This is a genomic window from Pacificibacter sp. AS14, assembly GCF_038899935.1.
Taxonomy (GTDB): Bacteria; Pseudomonadota; Alphaproteobacteria; order Rhodobacterales; family Rhodobacteraceae; genus Celeribacter.
Map to the genome: position 1 here is coordinate 49,491 of NZ_JBBMQI010000003.1, position 17,790 is coordinate 67,280.

At 53.0% G+C, this 17,790-nt stretch carries 21 protein-coding genes; 9 read left to right on the forward strand and 12 right to left on the reverse strand.

The window, feature by feature from the left end; genetic code table 11:
* Positions 1–7 precede the first annotated feature (7 nt).
* Positions 8–385, forward strand: coding sequence for an HIT domain-containing protein (locus WNY38_RS04435; protein WP_342856131.1), 378 nt, complete (start codon positions 8–10; stop codon positions 383–385).
* Between the two features lie 89 nt (positions 386–474).
* Here WNY38_RS04435 and WNY38_RS04440 read toward each other — a convergent pair whose 3' ends face one another.
* Entirely contained in the window at positions 475–1,410 is a 936-nt protein-coding gene (locus tag WNY38_RS04440) for an ABC transporter ATP-binding protein (RefSeq protein ID WP_342856132.1), read from the reverse strand.
* Positions 1,411–1,597: 187 nt separating this feature from the next.
* On the opposite strand from WNY38_RS04440, the gene WNY38_RS04445 reads away from it, so the two are divergent.
* Complete coding sequence (locus WNY38_RS04445; RefSeq protein WP_215942474.1) at positions 1,598–1,783, forward strand: zinc-finger domain-containing protein; 186 nt, start codon at positions 1,598–1,600, stop codon at positions 1,781–1,783.
* A gap of 220 nt (positions 1,784–2,003) precedes the next feature.
* Entirely contained in the window at positions 2,004–4,814 is a 2,811-nt protein-coding gene (gene polA, locus WNY38_RS04450; RefSeq protein WP_342856133.1) for a DNA polymerase I, read from the forward strand.
* 85 nt (positions 4,815–4,899) lie between these two features.
* Here the strand turns inward: polA and WNY38_RS04455 are convergent, their stop codons facing one another.
* The 3 genes from WNY38_RS04455 to nth are packed head-to-tail and all read right to left on the reverse strand — an operon-like array spanning position 4,900 to position 7,084.
* Complete coding sequence (locus tag WNY38_RS04455) at positions 4,900–5,406, reverse strand: acyloxyacyl hydrolase (RefSeq protein WP_342856134.1); 507 nt, start codon at positions 5,404–5,406, stop codon at positions 4,900–4,902.
* Between the two features lie 51 nt (positions 5,407–5,457).
* Entirely contained in the window at positions 5,458–6,444 is a 987-nt protein-coding gene (locus WNY38_RS04460; protein ID WP_342856135.1) for an adenosine kinase, read from the reverse strand.
* A complete protein-coding gene (gene nth / locus WNY38_RS04465; RefSeq protein ID WP_342856136.1) occupies positions 6,437–7,084 on the reverse strand; it encodes an endonuclease III in 648 nt (215 codons plus the stop codon). Before nth ends, WNY38_RS04460 begins: the two co-directional genes overlap by 8 nt.
* Before the next feature lie 143 nt (positions 7,085–7,227).
* On the opposite strand from nth, the gene WNY38_RS04470 reads away from it, so the two are divergent.
* From WNY38_RS04470 to WNY38_RS04485, 4 genes are all read left to right on the forward strand, one after another.
* The gene (locus WNY38_RS04470; RefSeq protein WP_342856137.1) at positions 7,228–7,932 is read left to right on the forward strand and encodes a Hint domain-containing protein; all 705 of its coding nucleotides are present in this window, start codon (positions 7,228–7,230) and stop codon (positions 7,930–7,932) included.
* A gap of 81 nt (positions 7,933–8,013) precedes the next feature.
* Complete coding sequence (locus WNY38_RS04475; RefSeq protein ID WP_342856138.1) at positions 8,014–8,844, forward strand: bifunctional helix-turn-helix domain-containing protein/methylated-DNA--[protein]-cysteine S-methyltransferase; 831 nt, start codon at positions 8,014–8,016, stop codon at positions 8,842–8,844.
* A gap of 119 nt (positions 8,845–8,963) precedes the next feature.
* Positions 8,964–9,614, forward strand: a complete 651-nt coding sequence (locus tag WNY38_RS04480) for an OmpA family protein (RefSeq protein WP_342856139.1) — start codon at positions 8,964–8,966, stop codon at positions 9,612–9,614.
* A gap of 115 nt (positions 9,615–9,729) precedes the next feature.
* On the forward strand, positions 9,730–10,500 hold the full coding sequence (locus tag WNY38_RS04485) for an FCD domain-containing protein (RefSeq protein WP_342856140.1): 771 nt from the start codon (positions 9,730–9,732) through the stop codon (positions 10,498–10,500).
* A gap of 492 nt (positions 10,501–10,992) precedes the next feature.
* On the opposite strand, the gene WNY38_RS04490 is transcribed toward WNY38_RS04485, so the two are convergent.
* From WNY38_RS04490 to WNY38_RS04510, 5 genes are all read right to left on the reverse strand, one after another.
* Complete coding sequence (locus WNY38_RS04490) at positions 10,993–11,550, reverse strand: F0F1 ATP synthase subunit B (protein ID WP_342856141.1); 558 nt, start codon at positions 11,548–11,550, stop codon at positions 10,993–10,995.
* Between the two features lie 4 nt (positions 11,551–11,554).
* Entirely contained in the window at positions 11,555–12,076 is a 522-nt protein-coding gene (locus WNY38_RS04495) for a F0F1 ATP synthase subunit B' (RefSeq protein WP_342856142.1), read from the reverse strand.
* A 109-nt stretch (positions 12,077–12,185) separates the two neighbouring features.
* Entirely contained in the window at positions 12,186–12,422 is a 237-nt protein-coding gene (locus tag WNY38_RS04500; protein WP_123792676.1) for a F0F1 ATP synthase subunit C, read from the reverse strand.
* 60 nt (positions 12,423–12,482) lie between these two features.
* Positions 12,483–13,238: a F0F1 ATP synthase subunit A gene (locus tag WNY38_RS04505; RefSeq protein ID WP_342856143.1), complete on the reverse strand. Its 756-nt coding sequence runs from the start codon at positions 13,236–13,238 to the stop codon at positions 12,483–12,485.
* A 2-nt stretch (positions 13,239–13,240) separates the two neighbouring features.
* Positions 13,241–13,621 carry an AtpZ/AtpI family protein gene (locus tag WNY38_RS04510; protein ID WP_342856144.1) on the reverse strand — a complete coding sequence of 127 codons (381 nt, stop codon included), beginning with the start codon at positions 13,619–13,621 and terminating at the stop codon, positions 13,241–13,243.
* Positions 13,622–13,852: 231 nt separating this feature from the next.
* Between WNY38_RS04510 and WNY38_RS04515 the strand changes: the two genes are divergently transcribed.
* Positions 13,853–14,206 (forward strand): metalloregulator ArsR/SmtB family transcription factor, encoded by a 354-nt coding sequence (locus WNY38_RS04515; RefSeq protein ID WP_342856145.1) that lies wholly within the window; start codon positions 13,853–13,855, stop codon positions 14,204–14,206.
* A gap of 42 nt (positions 14,207–14,248) precedes the next feature.
* Here the strand turns inward: WNY38_RS04515 and WNY38_RS04520 are convergent, their stop codons facing one another.
* The 3 genes from WNY38_RS04520 to WNY38_RS04530 form a co-directional block, all read right to left on the reverse strand.
* Positions 14,249–15,106 (reverse strand): DMT family transporter, encoded by an 858-nt coding sequence (locus WNY38_RS04520; protein ID WP_342856357.1) that lies wholly within the window; start codon positions 15,104–15,106, stop codon positions 14,249–14,251.
* Between the two features lie 40 nt (positions 15,107–15,146).
* Positions 15,147–16,028 (reverse strand): LysR family transcriptional regulator, encoded by an 882-nt coding sequence (locus WNY38_RS04525; RefSeq protein ID WP_342856358.1) that lies wholly within the window; start codon positions 16,026–16,028, stop codon positions 15,147–15,149.
* 127 nt (positions 16,029–16,155) lie between these two features.
* The gene (locus tag WNY38_RS04530; protein ID WP_342856146.1) at positions 16,156–16,872 is read right to left on the reverse strand and encodes a hypothetical protein; all 717 of its coding nucleotides are present in this window, start codon (positions 16,870–16,872) and stop codon (positions 16,156–16,158) included.
* A gap of 186 nt (positions 16,873–17,058) precedes the next feature.
* On the opposite strand from WNY38_RS04530, the gene WNY38_RS04535 reads away from it, so the two are divergent.
* A complete protein-coding gene (locus WNY38_RS04535; RefSeq protein WP_342856147.1) occupies positions 17,059–17,595 on the forward strand; it encodes an NAD(P)H-dependent oxidoreductase in 537 nt (178 codons plus the stop codon).
* Positions 17,596–17,790: the final 195 nt, after the last annotated feature.

Genomic DNA, 17,790 nt, shown 5'->3' on the forward strand with positions numbered 1-17,790 from the left:
ACTCCCCATGGCCTATACCTATGATGATCAAAATATCTTTGCTAAAATTTTACGCGGCGAGATCCCGTCTAAACCTGTGTTTGAAAGCGATCACACCGTCGCCTTTCCAGACATTTCGCCACAAAAAAACGTGCATATCTTGGTGATACCTAAAGGTCCGTACCGTTGCTATGACCACTTTGTAACAACAGCAAGCGATACAGAGCAGCTTGATTTTTTCAAGTCTGTTGCCCTGATCGCCAAGCAAACCGGTACTTCTGAGGCTCACGGTGGCAATGGCTATCGCTTGATCACCAATTCTGGCCCAGACAGCCACCAAGAGGTTCCGCATTTTCACGTACATCTTTTGGGCGGCGAAACCTGCGGCCCTTTGACGGCACACTAAGAGCCCCAAGCAGACAACGCAAAAGCCCCGCTGACATCAGTGGGGCTTTCTCTATTTTACTCAAAGGTCGGTTTTGCTGAGGCTAAGCCCTATTTGCCAGAGGTCAAATTCACAAAAACATCCTCAAGGTCAGGATCAACTGTGCGCACATCGCCAATGACGATTCCAGCCGCTTTCACCGCATCCAAAATGACATTGGCCGAGGTTTTAGAGCGCGAATAAGAAAAGGCCATGGAGCCGTCAACTTTTCTATCTAAGGTGACACCCGTCGGCAATTCAAAGGATTCGGGTGCGTCGCCTTCTGGTACAATCACCAAAGTCTTTGCGTCCATAGACCCGATAAGGTTCTTGGTCGTGTCGCGCGCGACGACTTCGCCGTGGTTGATGATGGCAATCTCGTCGCACATTTCTTGAGCTTCTTCCAAGTAGTGCGTTGTCAAAATAATCGTGGTTCCAAAGGTCTCGTTCAAGCGTCGTACATTGGCCCACAACATGTGGCGCAACTCAATGTCGACTCCTGCTGTTGGTTCGTCCAGAACCAGCACTTGAGGCTTATGAACAAGCGCCTTGCCCAGTAAAAGACGGCGACGCATCCCCCCCGACAAGGTGCGCGCATAAGCCTCGGCCTTATCTGTGAGACCGACCATTTCGAGGATTTCATCAGAGCGGCGATCTTTTTTCGGCACGCCGTAAAGCCCCGCTTGCACTTCCAACGCGCCGCGTGGGGTAAAAAACGGATCAAGGTTCAATTCTTGCGGCATCACCCCGATGGCTGCACGCGATTGACGTGGATTGACGTCTTGATCAAACCCCCAAATCTTGGCTTGCCCAGAGGTCTTAACCACAAGCCCAGCCAAAATGTTGATCAAAGTGGATTTGCCGGCTCCATTTGGCCCCAAAAGCCCAAAAATAGAGCCTTTGGGAATGTCCAAGTCGATACCTTTGAGCGCGTCTTTGGCGGGTGCATGACCTTGGCCACGATAGGTTTTACGCAGGCCTCTGATCTCAATGGCATTGTTTGTCATCGTCTCTCCCTTTCGCGCGGGGCTTTTCCTGCGCAGATCTCACCGCACCCCCTTGCTCGCGGCGCGCGGATCGCTATCATGTGTGGTTGACATAAGCCGTACAAACAGGTTCGGCAACAGTGACAGCCTGCGCACCCCTTGTGCAAATCGAACAAGGGATGCAATCAGCCAAAAGTGAGCGACAAACATGACCACCGATGCCCCAGAAACCGAAATCGTTTCCACATGGAAAGTCGCCTGTGACGGCTCCGAAGGCGCTTTAGGCCACCCGCGTGTTTGGTTGGTGATCCCGCATGACACAGGATTCGTTGAATGTGGCTATTGCGATAAAAAATTCGTCCACACGTCATCAAAATTGGAAAGCGAGGCCTAGGCCGCGGTTTTCTCAACCCATGCCCTGTCTTTCCTCGGCCAAAGTATGATCTTTAAAAACAGTCGCGCTCACGCCGGCTGTTTTACCATGTTTGACCCCATTGTATCTTGCCCCAGAAAACAACAAGCAAGCTTGACCTTTTCACACGATCACAGCTTGCAGGTGGGGCACCCCTTCGTGTTATCAAAGCAAGGCACATTTACACAAAGGCGGCGCGCATATGACTTTCGGCAAGGGACATCACCTTCACCTTATTGACGGCTCCGCCTTTATCTTTCGCGCTTATCACGCGCTGCCGCCTTTAACGCGCAAATCTGACGGCCTGCCTGTGGGCGCGGTCTCAGGGTTCTCGAACATGTTGTACCGCTATATTGAGGCCAACACTGGCCCCGATGCACCGACACATGCCGCGGTGATTTTCGACCACTCCGGCAACACCTTTCGCAACAAAATCTACCCGCAATACAAAGCGAACCGCCCGCCGGCTCCCGAAGATTTGCGGCCCCAGTTTTCGCTCACCCGTGACGCGACCCGTGCTTTTAATATTTCGTGCATCGAAGTCGAAGGCTTTGAGGCCGATGACATCATCGCGACCCTGTCTTGCAACGCGCGCGATGCGGGGGGCCGTGTCACCATTATTTCGTCCGACAAAGACCTGATGCAGCTTATCGGCGACGGCGTTGAAATGCTCGATCCGATGAAAAACAAGCGCATCGATTCCGAGGGCGTCGAGGAAAAGTTCGGCGTGCGCCCCAACCGCGTCGTCGATGTGCAAGCGCTTGCGGGCGACAGCGTTGACAACGTGCCCGGCGCGCCCGGTATTGGTATCAAAACGGCGGCCCTTTTGATTAATGAGTACGGCGATCTGGAAACGCTTTTGTCGCGCACAGATGAAATCAAGCAGCCCAAACGCCGCGAAAGCTTGCAAAACAACGCTGAACTGATCCGCATTTCGCGCGAACTGGTGAAACTGGATTGCGAGATGGAGCTGGATTTCACCCTGGAAAGCCTTGAGGTCCAAGAGCCAAATGTCGACGATTTGGTCGCCTTTCTGGTCAAAATGGAATTTCGCACCATGGTCAAACGCGCCTCCGAGCGCTTTGGCGTTGATGCGCCTGCCCTGCCCGATGTACCAGCCGGTGGTGCGGCCATAGCAACACAACAGGCGGCAACGCCTGCCGCCAAGCCGTTTGATTTGGGCGCCTACGAACATGTCCGCACGATCGAGGCGCTCGAGCGCTGGGTCGATGCCATCTATGAGCGTGGCTATGTGGCGGTCGATACCGAGACCATGGGCTTGGATGCAATGCAGGTCGATTTGGTCGGCATCTCTTTGTGCGTTGAGGCGGGCCAAGCCTGTTACATTCCCATCGCGCATAAAGCGGGGGATGACGATCTGTTCGGCGGCGATAGCTTGGTCGAGGGTCAACTGCCGCTTGATCTGGTGATCGATACGCTGCGACCCATGTTGCAAGACCCAAGCATCGTGAAAATCGGCCAAAACATGAAATACGACGCCAAGATTTTTGCCCGCTACGGCGTCACAGTTGCGCCCTATGACGACACCATGTTGATGTCTTATGCGCTGCACGCAGGCCTACACAATCATGGCATGGATGCCCTGTCGACGCGTTATCTGGACCACACGCCGATCCCCACCAAGGAACTGTTGGGCTCTGGCAAGTCTATGATTACATTTGATAAAGTCGAACTGGGCAAGGCAATCAAATACGCCGCCGAGGATGCGGATATCACCCTGCGTTTGTGGCAGGTGTTCAAGCCTAAGCTGCATATCGAACAGGTCACCACGGTCTATGAGACGTTAGAGCGCCCCTTATCGCCTGTGCTCACCCAAATGGAGCGCAACGGAATTAAGGTCGATCGCGATGTGCTGTCGCGCATGTCCAATACCTTTGCGCAAAAAATGGCAGGACTTGAGGCGGAAATTCAAGATCTTGCAGGCCAGCCGTTCAATGTAGGATCGCCCAAACAGCTTGGTGAAATTCTGTTTGATAAGATGGAATTACCCGGTGGTAAAAAAGGCAAAACCGGTGCCTATGCTACAGGTGTTGATATTCTTGAAGACCTTGCCTCTGAAGGCCACGAATTGCCCGCCCGCGTGATGGATTGGCGCCAATTGTCGAAGTTAAAATCAACATACACGGACGCGCTGCAAACCTTTATCAACCCAGACACCGGTCGCGTGCACACCTCATACATCCAAACAGGTGCCGTGACAGGCCGCATGTCGTCTTCTGATCCGAACCTGCAAAACATACCTGTGCGCTCAGAAGAGGGCCGTAAAATCCGCGAAGCCTTTGTGGCAGGTGCAGGCAAGAAACTGATCTCGCTGGATTACAGCCAGATCGAGCTGCGCATCTTGGCCCATGTCGCCAATATCGAAAGTCTTAAACAAGCCTTCCGCGATGGTCACGACATTCACGCGATGACAGCCTCTGAGATGTTCAATGTGCCAATGGAAGGCATGGATCCGATGATCCGTCGCCAAGCGAAAGCCATCAATTTTGGTGTGATCTACGGCATCTCAGGCTTTGGTCTGGCGCGCAATCTGCGCATTCCGCGCAAAGAAGCCCAAGGCTTTATCGACCGCTATTTTGAACGTTTTCCCGGCATCAAAGAATACATGAACGAAACGGTGGAATTCGCCAAAGAGCATAAATACGTGCAAACGCTGTTTGGTCGCAAAATCCATACGCCTGAGATCGCCGCCAAAGGTCCGCAAGCAGGCTTTGCCAAACGCGCCGCGATCAATGCACCGATCCAAGGCACCGCTGCTGATATCATCCGCCGCGCGATGATCCGTATGCCCGACGCGATTAAAGACCTGCCTGCAAAGATGCTGCTACAAGTCCACGATGAGTTGATCTTTGAAGTGGATGAGGACGCCTGCGATCAGGTAATCGAGGCCGTAAAAGACGTGATGGAAAACGCGTCAGAACCCGCCGTGAAACTAGACGTTCCAATTGAAGTCGACGCAGGCATCGGCAACAATTGGGCAGAGGCGCATTAGGCGCCTTGGCTTGAACACCCATTAAAAAAAGGCGCGTGAGACTGATCTCAACGCGCCTTTTTTTAATGTCTACGCGCTTTTAGCTTTAGTCGAGCGGAACAGAAATGCGGAATTGTAGCGTCTCTAGGCCAGGATTCACGCCCTCCAACTCTGCATTGGATCGGTGATCATATGACACAGCATAGCGCCATCCATTGTCAGCCTCATAGCCAAGCTCAACACCAGAGCGAAAATGTATATTTCCGCCAATGTCTTCCCCGTAGCCCTTGTCAAAAAGGCCACCCATCAGATGAAGCTGGGCGTAAAGACCCGTCTCAGCTAGCTCTTTGGTATAGGCCGCGCCCGCTCCGGCCCAAACAGCACCTTGACCTGTAAAGGACGCACCCATGATGGGCTGAAACGGTCCGTATTTTTTGCCAAAATCGTAACGAAAATAGGCTTCTTGAGACACTGTGTCTTCATCAAAATCGACCAGCCCTGTTGAGATGGCAAAACGCGCAGGTACGTCAGATTGAGCCAAGCAACCAGAACCAGGCCCGCAATCATTTAGGACCATATCAAGCCCCCCGAATAGCAAAAACGCGGCTGCCATAGCTCCATCCATCACACATTCCTAACGCCGTTATTCGAATTCATCTGAAACTTAGAGCAGCCCTGCGTCTTTGAACAGGGCCTTAAGATCGGCCTCAGGTCGTGGTCCGATATGAGAAATCACTTCGGCGGCCGCGACACAGCCCATTTTGCCAGAGATTTCCAAGCTTTCCCCTGTGGCAAAGCCGTACAAAAATCCTGTCGCGAACTGGTCGCCCGCGCCTGTGGTATCCACTGGCTGCACGCGTTCTACAGGCACCACGACCTCTTCGTCGCCTTGCACCAATACAACGCCACCACCACCACGCGTACAGACCACCAAACCACATTCGGTCGCTGCGATCTCAAGTGCTGCGGATAGATCTGTTTGGTAGAGACTTTCCCATTCGTGTTCATTACCGATCACGAAATCCATTTCTTTGACGAACTGTCGAAAATCATCACGATGACGGTCCACACAGAATGGGTCGGACAAAGAAATCCCCACTTTGCCACCTGCCGCATGGGTCAACTTAGCCGCTTCATCGAACGCCGCCTTGCCCATGTCTTTGTCGTACAGATAGCCTTCAAGAAACATAATGGTCGTGTCTGAGGCCGCATCTGCATTCACGTCTGCAGACGAAATCTCAGACGAAATGCCAAGATAGGTGTTCATCGAGCGTTCCCCATCTGGGGACACGAAGATCATAGACCGCGATGTCGGCAGCTCGCCGCCAGCAACCGGCGGATTGACGAAAACAGTGCCGTCGGTTTCCATCTCAGCCGCATAAAAGCGCCCCAAAGCATCGTCATGCACCCGACCAATGAAACCCGTTTTCAAGCCAAGATTGCCCAAGCCGGCCAAAGTGTTGGCGACTGAGCCACCGGGCGTTTGCACACGGTTTTCCATGGCCCCATAAAGCATCTCGCCACGCGCTTGTTCGACCAATTGCATGATGCCTTTTTCGATGCCCATAAGCTCTAAAAAGCTATCATCCGCCTGGGTGATCACATCTACGATCGCGTTGCCGATGCCGACAACTTGGTAGGTTTTAGTCAAAATTCTTCTCCTCAAAGGCGCAGATGTCTCGTATCAGACAAGTGCTGCACAAAGGTTTACGCGCCTTGCAGGTATAGCGACCATGCAAGATCATCCAGTGATGCGCGTGTTGTTGAAATTCAGCGGGAATCTGGTCTTCGATGGCGCGCTCAACCGCGACCACATCTTTGCCGACCGCGACACCAGAGCGATTGCCAAAACGCAAGATATGCGTGTCCACAGCTTGGGTTGGCACATGCCACCACATGTTCAGCACCACATTCGCAGTTTTGCGGCCCACACCAGGCAGGCTTTCAAGCGCCGCGCGCGATGAGGGCACGATGCCGTCAAAATCATCCACCAAGATTTGCGCCGTTTTCATCACGTTCTTGGCCTTTTGGCGAAATAGCCCGATGGTTTTGATGTGTTCGGTGAGACCCTCGATTCCCAGATCGAGCATCTTTTGCGGGGTATCCGCGATTTTGAATAACTCTTTCGTCGCCTTGTTCACGCCCACATCAGTGGCCTGCGCAGACAGGGCCACCGCCACAACCAAAGTATAGGCGTTGGTGTGATCAAGCTCACCTTTGGGTTCCGCCTCAGCGGCGTGAAAACGCGAAAATATTTCAAAGATCGTGTGATAATCGAGTTGTTTTACCATACTTCGTTTAATGCCTTTTTGTGGCCTTAACGGCAAGGCTTGGGTTTTCATAAAATTGGCGACAGATCTGATATTGCGATTAATCCTGCGTTGACCAATTCGCCGCATTCTCGACACAACACTTATCAGCGGACGCGAATATCATGCATACCCCATTCGGACAATTTGAACGCCCCGAGACGCGCGACACGCTGGCCCTTTTTGACGCAGACGAAGACAATGCTGCATCAAAGCCAATACGTACGCCGCCAGGGCTATCGGGCTTCGGCCCCAGCGTGATGATCGAAACGTCTGAAGGGGCTCAACCTGTGGAATGGCTACGTGCTGGCGACCTGCTGCTCACGCGCGACAACGGTTATCAACCCATTGTCTGGGTTGGCCGCAGCGCCATGGATGACGACGGCGCGCTGCCGCCTGTACGCATTTATGCGGGGTCTTTGGGCGGGCGCACGCCTGAACATGATCTTATCGTTTCGCCGAACCATAAGTTACTTTTGAATTCTCCTATGGTGGGCCTGCATTTTGGCGAAAACGAAGTGCTGGCACCCGCGTCCGACATTGCAACGCAAGCAGAAACTGAGTTCGAAATCCCTTATTCTAACTACGCCTACTGCCATGTTCTACTAGCCCAACACGAAATCATTTTGTCCGAGGGCGTTTGGATAGAGAGCCTTTTCCCCGATGAGGAAACCTTAAAGTTTTTAGGTCCTCGCACGACCGCAGAGATCCTGTCCAAACTTGGCCCCAATCAAGCGACATCGCAAACCGCACGGATGGTTTTACACAGCGGCGAAGCTATTGTGACCCAACCACGTTACGCCGTGGCCACGCGGAGCATGGTCGCCTAAATCTGTTTCATTAATCAAGTTTCGGGTCGCCATGACGAGAGGTTTTGTGTGATTATCGCCTCAAACACATGGGAGGCTCAAATGACGGTCGAAGATCGCTATCACTATCAGGTCATTCGTCGTGCGATCTCGCACATTGATCAGTCCAAATCCACTGTGACCTTAGAAGCGCTGGCGAGAGACCTAGGCATGAGCCCGCAACACTTTCAAAAAGTGTTTTCAAAATGGGCAGGCGTCTCGCCCAAGCGCTATCAGCAGTATTTGACCTTGGATCACGCCAAAACACTGATGAAAACACGTCACACGCTGTTGAATATCGCTGAAGATGTCGGCTTATCATCCACTGGCAGGCTGCACGATTTATTTTTGCGCTGGGAAGCCATGTCACCGGGCGACTATGCCCGCAAAGGCGCGGGCTTACAGATTTCCTATGGTTGGTGCGAAACGCCCTTTGGAGAAGCTTTAGCGATGGCCACGCCGCGCGGATTGTGCGGCCTTGGCTTTACATCTGAAATCGGACGCGAGGCAAGTTTTGCCGATCTAAGCGCGCGCTGGCCCAACGCAAGTTTTGTTGAGAACCCTTTAGTGGTACGCCCTTTTGTTGATGCAGCCCTATCGGGGGGCACAGCGCAGCTTCAACTGATCGGAGGCCCTTTTCAAATCAAAGTTTGGGAGGCGCTTTTGTCGATTCCTTCAGGCCAAGTGACGACCTATGGCGATATAGCGGCCGCCATTGGTAACCCGAAAGCCGTACGCGCGGTAGGGACCGCCGTGGGGCGCAACCCCATCAGTTGGCTGATCCCGTGCCACCGCGTGTTGCGCAAATCGGGTGATTTGGGTGGGTATCACTGGGGTACTCCTGTCAAACGTGCCCTATTGGCATTTGAAACTGTGCAATCTGAATCTATATAACGAGCAACGTCGTAAGCACGTTTCCGCCCGTTTCTAGATCTATCTGTCATAGACCTGCGCATCATGTCGGGCCTAAGGTAAAAGAAGCGTCAAAGCAGTTTAACCAAAAAGGTAGTCTCATGAAGACCCGCACCCTTATCGCCCTTCCCCTTGTCGCCACCGTTGCATTGACGGGTTGTTTGGAAAATAGCAGCCTGAGCGATCCTGATTCCAAAGCCCGCCAAGGTGCCGTCGCAGGCGCAGTTCTTGGCGGCATCGTCGGTCTGTCACAGGGCGACGGCAAACTCGGCAAGGCCGCAGTCGGCGCCGTAATCGGTGGCGCGATCGGTGCTGGTATCGGTGGCACGCTTGATCAGCAGGCCGCAGACTTGCGCCAAGACCTTGGCAATGATGACGTTCAAATCGTCAACACCGGCTCCGAGCTTGTTGTGACCCTGCCACAAGACATCTTGTTCGATACTGACAGCGCTGTTGTTCGCGCCGGCCTTCAATCGGATCTCGGCGCGCTTGCTCGTAATTTGCAAGACTACCCGTCAACCACAGTTCAGGTCATTGGCCACACCGATAACACCGGCGATGCAGGTTACAACCAAGAGCTCTCCACGCGCCGCGCTTCAGCTGTATCTACGATTCTGCGAGCAAATGGGGTCGAATCTTACCGGGTGAACGCCTATGGCCGTGGCGAAGACGCGCCTGTGACAACCAATCTTACACCTGAGGGTCGCGCACAAAACCGCCGCGTTGAGATCATCATCACGCCAGCTGCGTAAGCCAAACTCAAACTCTTTTAAAAGGCCGGCACAGTGTCCGGCCTTTTTTCATGGCCAGCGGCAAGTCTTGGTCATATATATTGACCAATCATATCGATCAGCCGTCGGAGACGTCATGCCATTTCAAAAAATCCAATCTGAAAAGCTGGCACAGAGCGTGGTCAAGCAAATTGAATTGCTGATTTTGCGTGGCATCCTACGTCCAGGCGAAAGACTACCTGCTGAGCGTGATTTGGCAGAGCGCCTGAACGTATCGCGCCCATCTTTGCGCGAAGCTATTGGCGACCTGAGCACCAAAGGTCTGTTGGAAACACGCGCGGGTGCTGGCGTATTTGTGGCAGATGTTTTGGGGTCTGCCTTTTCCCCAGCCTTGGTTAAGCTCTTTGGCGATCATGACGAAGCTGTGTTCGACTACATTGCCTTTCGCCGCGACATGGAAGGCTTGGCCGCGGAACGTGCTGCCACCTTTGGATCTGACACCGATCTTAAAGTCATCAATACGATTTTTGAGAAAATGGAAGCGGTACACCCCAAACGTAACCCATCGGACGAGGCCCGTCTGGACGCTGAATTTCACCTGTCCATCATAGAAGCCAGCCACAATGTGGTGATGCTGCACATGATGCGGTCTATGTTTGATTTGCTGCGCGAAGGTGTGTTTTACAACCGTTCGGTGATGTTCAAACAGCGCACCAATCGCGCCGATCTTTTAAGCCAACACAGATCGATCAATGATGCCCTGCAAACGCGCGATCCAGTGGCAGCACATACAGCCGTCGTGTCCCATCTGAATTACGTGGAACAGGCGCTCAAGGACCAGCAACAGTTCGAGAAAAATGAGGGAATCGCGAAACTGCGTTTCGATCACGAACAGTATCGTGGGTAATCATACCGCAACGGCTATATCTGGCGTCCATTAATCTGAACGACAGGCAGTGCTTCGATATCTAAATGGCTCAAGCATCGGACATTCACAGCCCAGCCATCAAAGGGTATAACGCCATTTCGCACTTCTTGAGGTGAAGGGGCCGACGGCCGACGAAATGGCATGATACCGCAGGTCGAGCAGAAATAGTCTGCCCCTGTTCGCGTTCCCCAACGGTAGACATGCAAGGCATCCCAAGGCGTCGAAAGAGACAAAGCCTTATCTGGTATACGAAAGTTCAAAGCCCCACGCATCGAGCAGATGGAACAATCGCAAACCCGAACGTGATCTATCTCAGCATGCACAACAAAGCGCACAGCACCACAATGGCATTGCCCTTGGTAAGTCATATGTGCCCCTTGAAAATATCTCGATCATTCATGGCGCAGTATATAGACAAAAAAAGCCCCGCGTCACCGCAGGGCTTTCAAAACTTGGTCTTGATATCACAGCTTAGTGCAGCTTGTCAGCCACATCGCCAATCGCGTCATCAATCAATTTGTTTGCGTCTGCGGCAGTCATCTGCTGTGCAATCACGTCTTGTGCAGCGGCGATAGCCACGGTCACAGCAGTATTGCGTACATCACGAACGGCTGCGGCTTGGGCGGATGCGATCTGATCCTGAGCAGAAGCAAGGCGACGTTCGATAGATGTCTTGATGACCTCTTTTGCTTTCACGGCGGCGGCATCCGCATCGATTTTGGCTTGTGCCACAATCGCATCAGCTTGCTCTTGTACTTCACGTTGCTTACGCTCGTAAGACGCCAAAATGGTTTGGGCTTCTTCGCGCAGGGCGCGGGCTTCTTCGAGCTCTTTAGAGATACCTTCAGCGCGCTTGTCCAAAAGACCACCAAGCATGGATGGGACTTTTGCGTAGACCAAAACGCCGATGAAGACGAGGAAACCAAGCAAAACGATGAAGTTTGTGTTGCTAAAGGACAAGAACGGACCATCGGCTGCGAAAGCTGGTGTCGCGACAACAGCAGCTGTCAGGGTGAGAAGTGTTTTCATGATCTTACCCTTTCAAACGCGCGTTGATCGCGGCGGTCAGTGTCTTGGCATCGGCTTTACCGCCGAATGCTGCAACGAGTTCTTTAGCTGTGTCTTTGGCAACCACTTTGACGCTGTCTGCCGCGTTGTCGCGGATGTCTGCGATCATCGCTTCAGATTCAACAGCTTTCGCTGCAATCTCTGCGTCGGCTTTTGCCAAAGCGACATCCAAATCAGCTTGGATCGCTGCATTGGCTGCGCCTGAAATGCGCTGGGCTTCGGCTTTGGCCTCGGCGAGCGCTTTGTTATATGCGTTTTCTGCGTCTTGGGCTTTGAGCTTGAGCTCTTCAGCGGCAGAAATGTCGTTCATAATCGTGCCAGAGCGTTCTGCAAGCACCGAAGAAATGCGTGGCAGTGCAATTTTAGACAGCACGAAATAGATCACGACGAGCGTGACAAGAAGCCAGAAAATCTGGTTCGGGAAAGTAGCAAAATCAAGCTGTGGCATTGCCACTGCTTCAGTTGCCCCATGTGTCTCTGTCGCCATGGTGTCCTCCTGGCTCTGAATAATTCCCCCCGATAATCGGAAGGAGCCAAAATTACGCTAGGGTGGATCGGTTAGGACCCACCCCGCCGTAAGGATGTGTGAGTCTGATTTAGACTGCGAACATCAACAAGAGAGCGACGAGGAAAGAGAAAATCCCCAAAGCTTCGGCAAACGCCATGCCGATGAAGAGTGTAGCAGTTTGTGAAGCAGCAGCGGATGGGTTGCGAAGAGCGCCCGCGAGGTAGTTGCCAGCAACATTACCAACACCGATAGCTGCGCCACCCATGCCGATTGCTGTGAGACCTACACCGATGTATTTGCCGAGTTCTGCGATATTGCCTTCCATGGGGGTATCTCCTTACGTTGGAATTGGCTGAAAAGTAGTTAGAGTTCGAACCTGATCCGATTAGTGAGCCGGATGCAGCGCGTCTTTGAGGTACACGCAGGTTAGAATGGTGAACACGTAGGCCTGAATGAAGGCTACGAGAAGTTCGAGACCGTACATGGCTGTAATGGCCGCGATAGAAACGGGTGCGATAAGTTTGATGGCCGCGAATGTCGCGAAGACTTTGATCACAGCGTGACCAGCCATCATGTTGCCAGCCAGACGAATGGAGTGGCTTACAGGACGCACGAAGTATGAGATAAGCTCGATCACTGCGAGAACAGGGCGCAGCGCGAGTGGCGCAGATTTAACCCAGAACAGTTCAAGGAATTTCGCGCCATTTTTGACAAAGCCAAGAACGGTGACGAAAACGAACACGAGCAGCGCCAAAACACCTGTGACCGCGATATGGGTCGTTGGCGTGAAGGACAAAGGCAAGAGGCCCAAGATGTTTGAGAATGCGATGAAGCAAAACAGTGTCATCACGTACGGGAAGTAGCGCACGGAATCTTTGCCGCCCACATCTTCGAGCATTTTGTAAACGAAACCGTATGTCAGCTCGGCAAGGGATTGACCTTTAGACGGCACAATTGAGCGGCCGCGTGAGCCAACAACCAAAAGCAACACCACACCGAGAACAGCAAGGGCCATCCAGAGGGTTGCGTTGGTTACTGTGTACCAGTGAACCGCGCCATCTCCGAAAAGAGGCGTAATTCTGAACTGATCCATCGGGTGGAATGCAAGGCTGCTCTCAGAACCATGTGCTTCGGTCGCCATGTTCAATCCCTCTCGTCACCTGCGGCATCTGCCGCGTTATCATCTACCGCAGTTGCCTGCGCATTCAATTTCGAGGCTTCCGCCTCTTGTTCTGCTTGGATCGTCTGGGCTGTGCGCATCATCGTTTTGACGCCCGCAGCCAGTCCAAATCCAACCATCAGCACGATGAAAATTGGCGTTGTGCCAAAAAGCTTATCCAAGCCCCATCCTATGCCAAAACCGATCAAGAGACCGGCTACCAATTCTATCACCATCCGCCATGCCATATTGGCCTGAGAAAAGTGTTCTTCACCGCGGGAGCTTGTTGGCGCTTGTGTCTTTTTCAATGTCGCGATCCGCTCATCCAAGGCTTTAAGCCGCTTCGGATCATGCGGGTCAGTCATCGTCAAAGCCCCTTGGTTTAGTTGTCGGCAAACTATGGCGCACGGTGACATGAGTCAATACGGGATTAGGCTTTTCGAAATCAAATTAAGTTATTGAAATAAAACAGTAATAATTTTATAGCACTGCGACGCTTCAGACCGAACTGGTCACATTGTGCGCATTTCAAGACCCCGAACTATATTCAACCAAATGGTTGACCAAGGCGCCCTGCCATTTTAACGCTGATCCCTATGACCCAAAGCAACCCTACCAAATCCCTCGACCTCGTTTTCGCCGCTCTCGCCGATCCCACCAGACGCGCGATCCTTGAAATGCTGTTGGAAGACGACATGGCCGTCACAGACGTGGCCGAACCGTTTGAGATGTCTTTGGCCGCCGTCAGCAAACACCTGACGCTTCTGATGCGCGCAGGGCTGATCGGGCAAGAAAAACGCGGGCGGGTGAAATGGTGCAAACTGGAACCCGACGCCATGCGCGCTGCCTCGATCTGGATGCAAGGCTTCGGTCAATTCGAGGCACTGGATTTAGACGGGCTTGAACGGTTCTTGGAGGCGGAGTTGGGTGAGGATGCGGAACAGACCTAACCCCACGCGCAGCTCACCGTTCGATATCTGACTTGTTGCGGATCACTCCTCGTGTTTCAACAGCAGGTACAGCGCCAGTATTGTCAATCCAATGCCCACGAAAATCAACGCAGGCGGCACGCCGTTGCCTAGGGCTATTTCCCACAAGATCACCCATGACGGCGTCAGATAGGTGTAAGCCATCACCTTAGCGCTGTCCAAACGCACCGAGGCAAAAGTCAGCAATGTCGCAGTAACAGTGGTGGCGACGATCGCTGTGTACCCCATAGCGATCCACACGCTGCTGGGCAGGCTGGTCCAATCTGTGGCCAGAATGTCAGATGCGCCAAAGGCGAGCGCCACAAGCGTGGTCGCAATCAATATGAGAAAGATGAATACAAAGGTGCGCTCGCCTCGATTAAGCCGCGGCACAAGGGGCGTATAAAGCGCATGTCCCACGACACCGATAAAATAGATCATTTCGCCGCGCCCGACCTCAAACGCCAAAAACGCTGACAGATCGGCCCGAAAAATCACCCAAAGCGCGCCACTGGCCCCCACGGCCAAAGCGAAAGCAATCCGCTTGGTGGTGATTTGGCTCATGATGAAATAGCCAAAAACAGCAGACATCAGCGGCGTCAACGTGAACAAAGCAGAGATTGAAATGGGCGCAGCCGTTTCCAGCCCTATGAACATCATAATAAAATACAGCGCGAACAACCCGCCTAAAATAGCGTAACGCCAAGGAGCTTGAAGCGCGGACCGCGTGATGCCGCCTGTGGCCATCACCAAAATGCCAACAGCGCAGGTCGCAATCAAAAATCGCACGCTGTTGAAGGCAATCGGTGAAATCGTCCCCGTTTTCATCGCAATGCCGCCCAGCGAGAAACTGCCAGCCACAAGAAAGGAAAATGCGAGCATCGCGAGATGCCCATTGCGGCGCTCAAGGCGACGTGCTGCGTCAGTCAAGTTTCCATTCCTTAGATCGCTCTTTCAGATAGCTCAGCATAGCCTGAACCTTAGGGGTTCGGTGCAAATCGACATGGGTCACGATCCAATTGGGCGCGCTCCAATCCGCTTGATCAGGCAAAATTTGGATGAGATCTTTACTTGCGAAAGCAACTTCATGGCTCATAAAGCCCGCGCCTACGCCCGCCAGCACAGCCTCAACAGCCGCTTCCATACTTGAGACGCGAAAGCTGACTTGCTCTGGCGACACATTTTCACGAAACCAAGCCATGCTGGGAGCCCTGTGCCCAAGATCGTCGAACCCTACAAAACGCATATCGGTGAGCAAATTTTCAGGTTTAGGCATACCAAACCGATCGACATAGGATTGATGGACAAACAAGCCGAATTTTTGCATCCCCAAAGGCTGCACGACATTGTCAGGTTCTTGCGGTGCGGCTCCGGTCCGGATCGCGACATGCGCCTCGCCATACTCCAAGCGAAACACGCGATCTCCGGTGAGGTAACGCACAACTAATTTAGGGTTCAGGGCTTGGAAATCGGCCAAAATAGGAAAGATTAGATGCGACATGACGGGCAAAGACGTGATGATCAGCTCACCGCTTACATCTTCTCCACGCCCCTTGATCCGATTGACCAGTTGGGAAAATTGATCATCGGTGGCCTGTGCCACTTTCAACAGATCAATTCCGGCTTCTGTGGACGTGTACCCGCGCGCGTGGCGCTGGAATAGCTTCACCCCGAGGGTCTGCTCAAGAGAGTCGATGTGACGAATGACGGTGGCGTGATGCACCCCCAGAACCTGTGCTGCGCCGGACACTGTGCCCATTTTGGCAACTTGAAAGGCTGTGCGGATTTCGTCCCAGTTTTCTATATTCATAGCTGACTCAAATCTGTGCGTTAACGAACGAGGTTCACCCGTTTAAACGTCTAGCGTTCAAAAACACAAGTGCAGACTATGGCCTGTCGGCTGAAAGCCGCAACTGGAAATTGCCCGACCCTCAAAGGGTCTCATCAAAGGCACGCAGCCAAGCTGCATCAATGCTTGCAATGACATCGGCGTCAAACTGATCAATGTGGTCCCAATACCGACCCGATGGCACAAAATAGTCCGCCTGCTGTTCGAGCCACAAAGCCTCATTCGCGACATCGCTATCATAGAACTGCGGGCGCGGGTGCGGGGCACCTTTGGCATCGGCACGGGGATAGGGAAGCACGCTGTCGCCTGTGCTGAGATTGACCACGGCGCAGCTTTGCTTTGCCGCCAAAACCTGCAAACGTCTTGCTTTGGCACGCAGTGATACAAGCGTCGGATCTTTACGCAATGGATCAGCTGCGCCTGAACCATAAAAATGGGTCGCGCCTGTTTTGGGGTAGATCATATCACAGGCGTAAAAGGCCAAAACCTTTGGGCGAAACGCATCAAGCGCCCAGTAAGCCGAAGTGAAGGCCATCGTGCCGCCAGCATAGACAAACCCACCGTATTTGTTCTGAGATTCCACATACACATCCGCCCCGATTTGCACGCGACCTTGAGGGATCGCTTGAGGGCGGCGCTCTGGTGGAAAGTCCTCTGGATGGATGAAATGCGTCCACTGTGGCACCGCTTGCCACGCGTTGTTTATAACGACAACGGCGTCAAAGCTGCTGACGTCCCACGATGCAACCTGAGGCGCGCTTGGGGCGCTGCCCACGATTAGAACTGTTGTATTGGTCATGATCCGTGGGGCCTTGTTCTGTTCTTGGGGAGTCTAGCTTGATCATACGAAACGTCTAGGCGCACCCCGCATTCAAGGTTCATTTTCGAACGCTTTATGCGCGATAATTCCGACTAACGCAGATTTCAAAGCGCCTTTATCTCTTGAGCACAGGCAAAACGTTCCGCCAGTTCTCAAGGATATTTTATGACACATATACTTTCAATCAACAGTTCTGCACGTCACGCGGCCTCATCATCACGCAAATTGACAGCGCAGATCGTTCAAACTCTGAATCCCGAGAAAACAACCGAGCGCGACCTGTCAAACGCGATTCCACATATCGACGAAGCCTGGGTTGGCGCGAACTTCACACCTGCAGACGACCGTTCAGACGCTCAAAAAAACGTCCTAGCCTTTTCAGACGCATTGGTGGACGAGCTGATCGCCGCAGAGGTCATCGTCATTGGCCTGCCGGTCTATAACTTCGGCATCCCTGCGGCGATGAAAGCATGGATCGATCAAGTGGCACGGGTCGGTCGCACATTCAAATACACAGAAACTGGCCCTGTTGGACAACTGACAGGCAAGAAAGCCATCGTTGCCTTCGCCTCAGGCGGCACGAAATTGGGCGCAGACGTCGATTTTGCCTCGACCTATTTGCGTCACGTGCTTGGCTTTATCGGAATCACTGATGTTACCTTTGTGACGTCTGAAGAACAGATCACCGCACTTGAGGCCTAATCCCATCAACCCTAAGCGTTCAAAGGCGCTCTCTATATTGGAGGGCGACTTATTATATAGCCTTATATAGCGACGTCATTGGTGCAGCGCTTGACTCATGTCTCGCGTCAGCGTAATGCAAGCACAACTCTCCGGAAGCACCTAGACTTCCGGTCCCATGGCATTTGCCGGGATCGCCCTCCGTCAGCGCGTTGC

Coding starts and splice junctions, on each gene's coding strand:
- WNY38_RS04435 (WP_342856131.1), top strand. CDS start 8: ATGGCCTATACCTATGATGATCAAAATATCTTTGCTAAAATTTTACGC.
- WNY38_RS04440 (WP_342856132.1), bottom strand. CDS start 1,410: ATGACAAACAATGCCATTGAGATCAGAGGCCTGCGTAAAACCTATCGT.
- WNY38_RS04445 (WP_215942474.1), top strand. CDS start 1,598: ATGACCACCGATGCCCCAGAAACCGAAATCGTTTCCACATGGAAAGTC.
- polA (WP_342856133.1), top strand. CDS start 2,004: ATGACTTTCGGCAAGGGACATCACCTTCACCTTATTGACGGCTCCGCC.
- WNY38_RS04455 (WP_342856134.1), bottom strand. CDS start 5,406: ATGGCAGCCGCGTTTTTGCTATTCGGGGGGCTTGATATGGTCCTAAAT.
- nth (WP_342856136.1), bottom strand. CDS start 7,084: ATGGTAAAACAACTCGATTATCACACGATCTTTGAAATATTTTCGCGT.
- WNY38_RS04470 (WP_342856137.1), top strand. CDS start 7,228: ATGCATACCCCATTCGGACAATTTGAACGCCCCGAGACGCGCGACACG.
- WNY38_RS04475 (WP_342856138.1), top strand. CDS start 8,014: ATGACGGTCGAAGATCGCTATCACTATCAGGTCATTCGTCGTGCGATC.
- WNY38_RS04480 (WP_342856139.1), top strand. CDS start 8,964: ATGAAGACCCGCACCCTTATCGCCCTTCCCCTTGTCGCCACCGTTGCA.
- WNY38_RS04485 (WP_342856140.1), top strand. CDS start 9,730: ATGCCATTTCAAAAAATCCAATCTGAAAAGCTGGCACAGAGCGTGGTC.
- WNY38_RS04490 (WP_342856141.1), bottom strand. CDS start 11,550: ATGAAAACACTTCTCACCCTGACAGCTGCTGTTGTCGCGACACCAGCT.
- WNY38_RS04495 (WP_342856142.1), bottom strand. CDS start 12,076: ATGGCGACAGAGACACATGGGGCAACTGAAGCAGTGGCAATGCCACAG.
- WNY38_RS04500 (WP_123792676.1), bottom strand. CDS start 12,422: ATGGAAGGCAATATCGCAGAACTCGGCAAATACATCGGTGTAGGTCTC.
- WNY38_RS04505 (WP_342856143.1), bottom strand. CDS start 13,238: ATGGCGACCGAAGCACATGGTTCTGAGAGCAGCCTTGCATTCCACCCG.
- WNY38_RS04510 (WP_342856144.1), bottom strand. CDS start 13,621: ATGACTGACCCGCATGATCCGAAGCGGCTTAAAGCCTTGGATGAGCGG.
- WNY38_RS04515 (WP_342856145.1), top strand. CDS start 13,853: ATGACCCAAAGCAACCCTACCAAATCCCTCGACCTCGTTTTCGCCGCT.
- WNY38_RS04520 (WP_342856357.1), bottom strand. CDS start 15,106: ATGCTCGCATTTTCCTTTCTTGTGGCTGGCAGTTTCTCGCTGGGCGGC.
- WNY38_RS04530 (WP_342856146.1), bottom strand. CDS start 16,872: ATGACCAATACAACAGTTCTAATCGTGGGCAGCGCCCCAAGCGCGCCT.
- WNY38_RS04535 (WP_342856147.1), top strand. CDS start 17,059: ATGACACATATACTTTCAATCAACAGTTCTGCACGTCACGCGGCCTCA.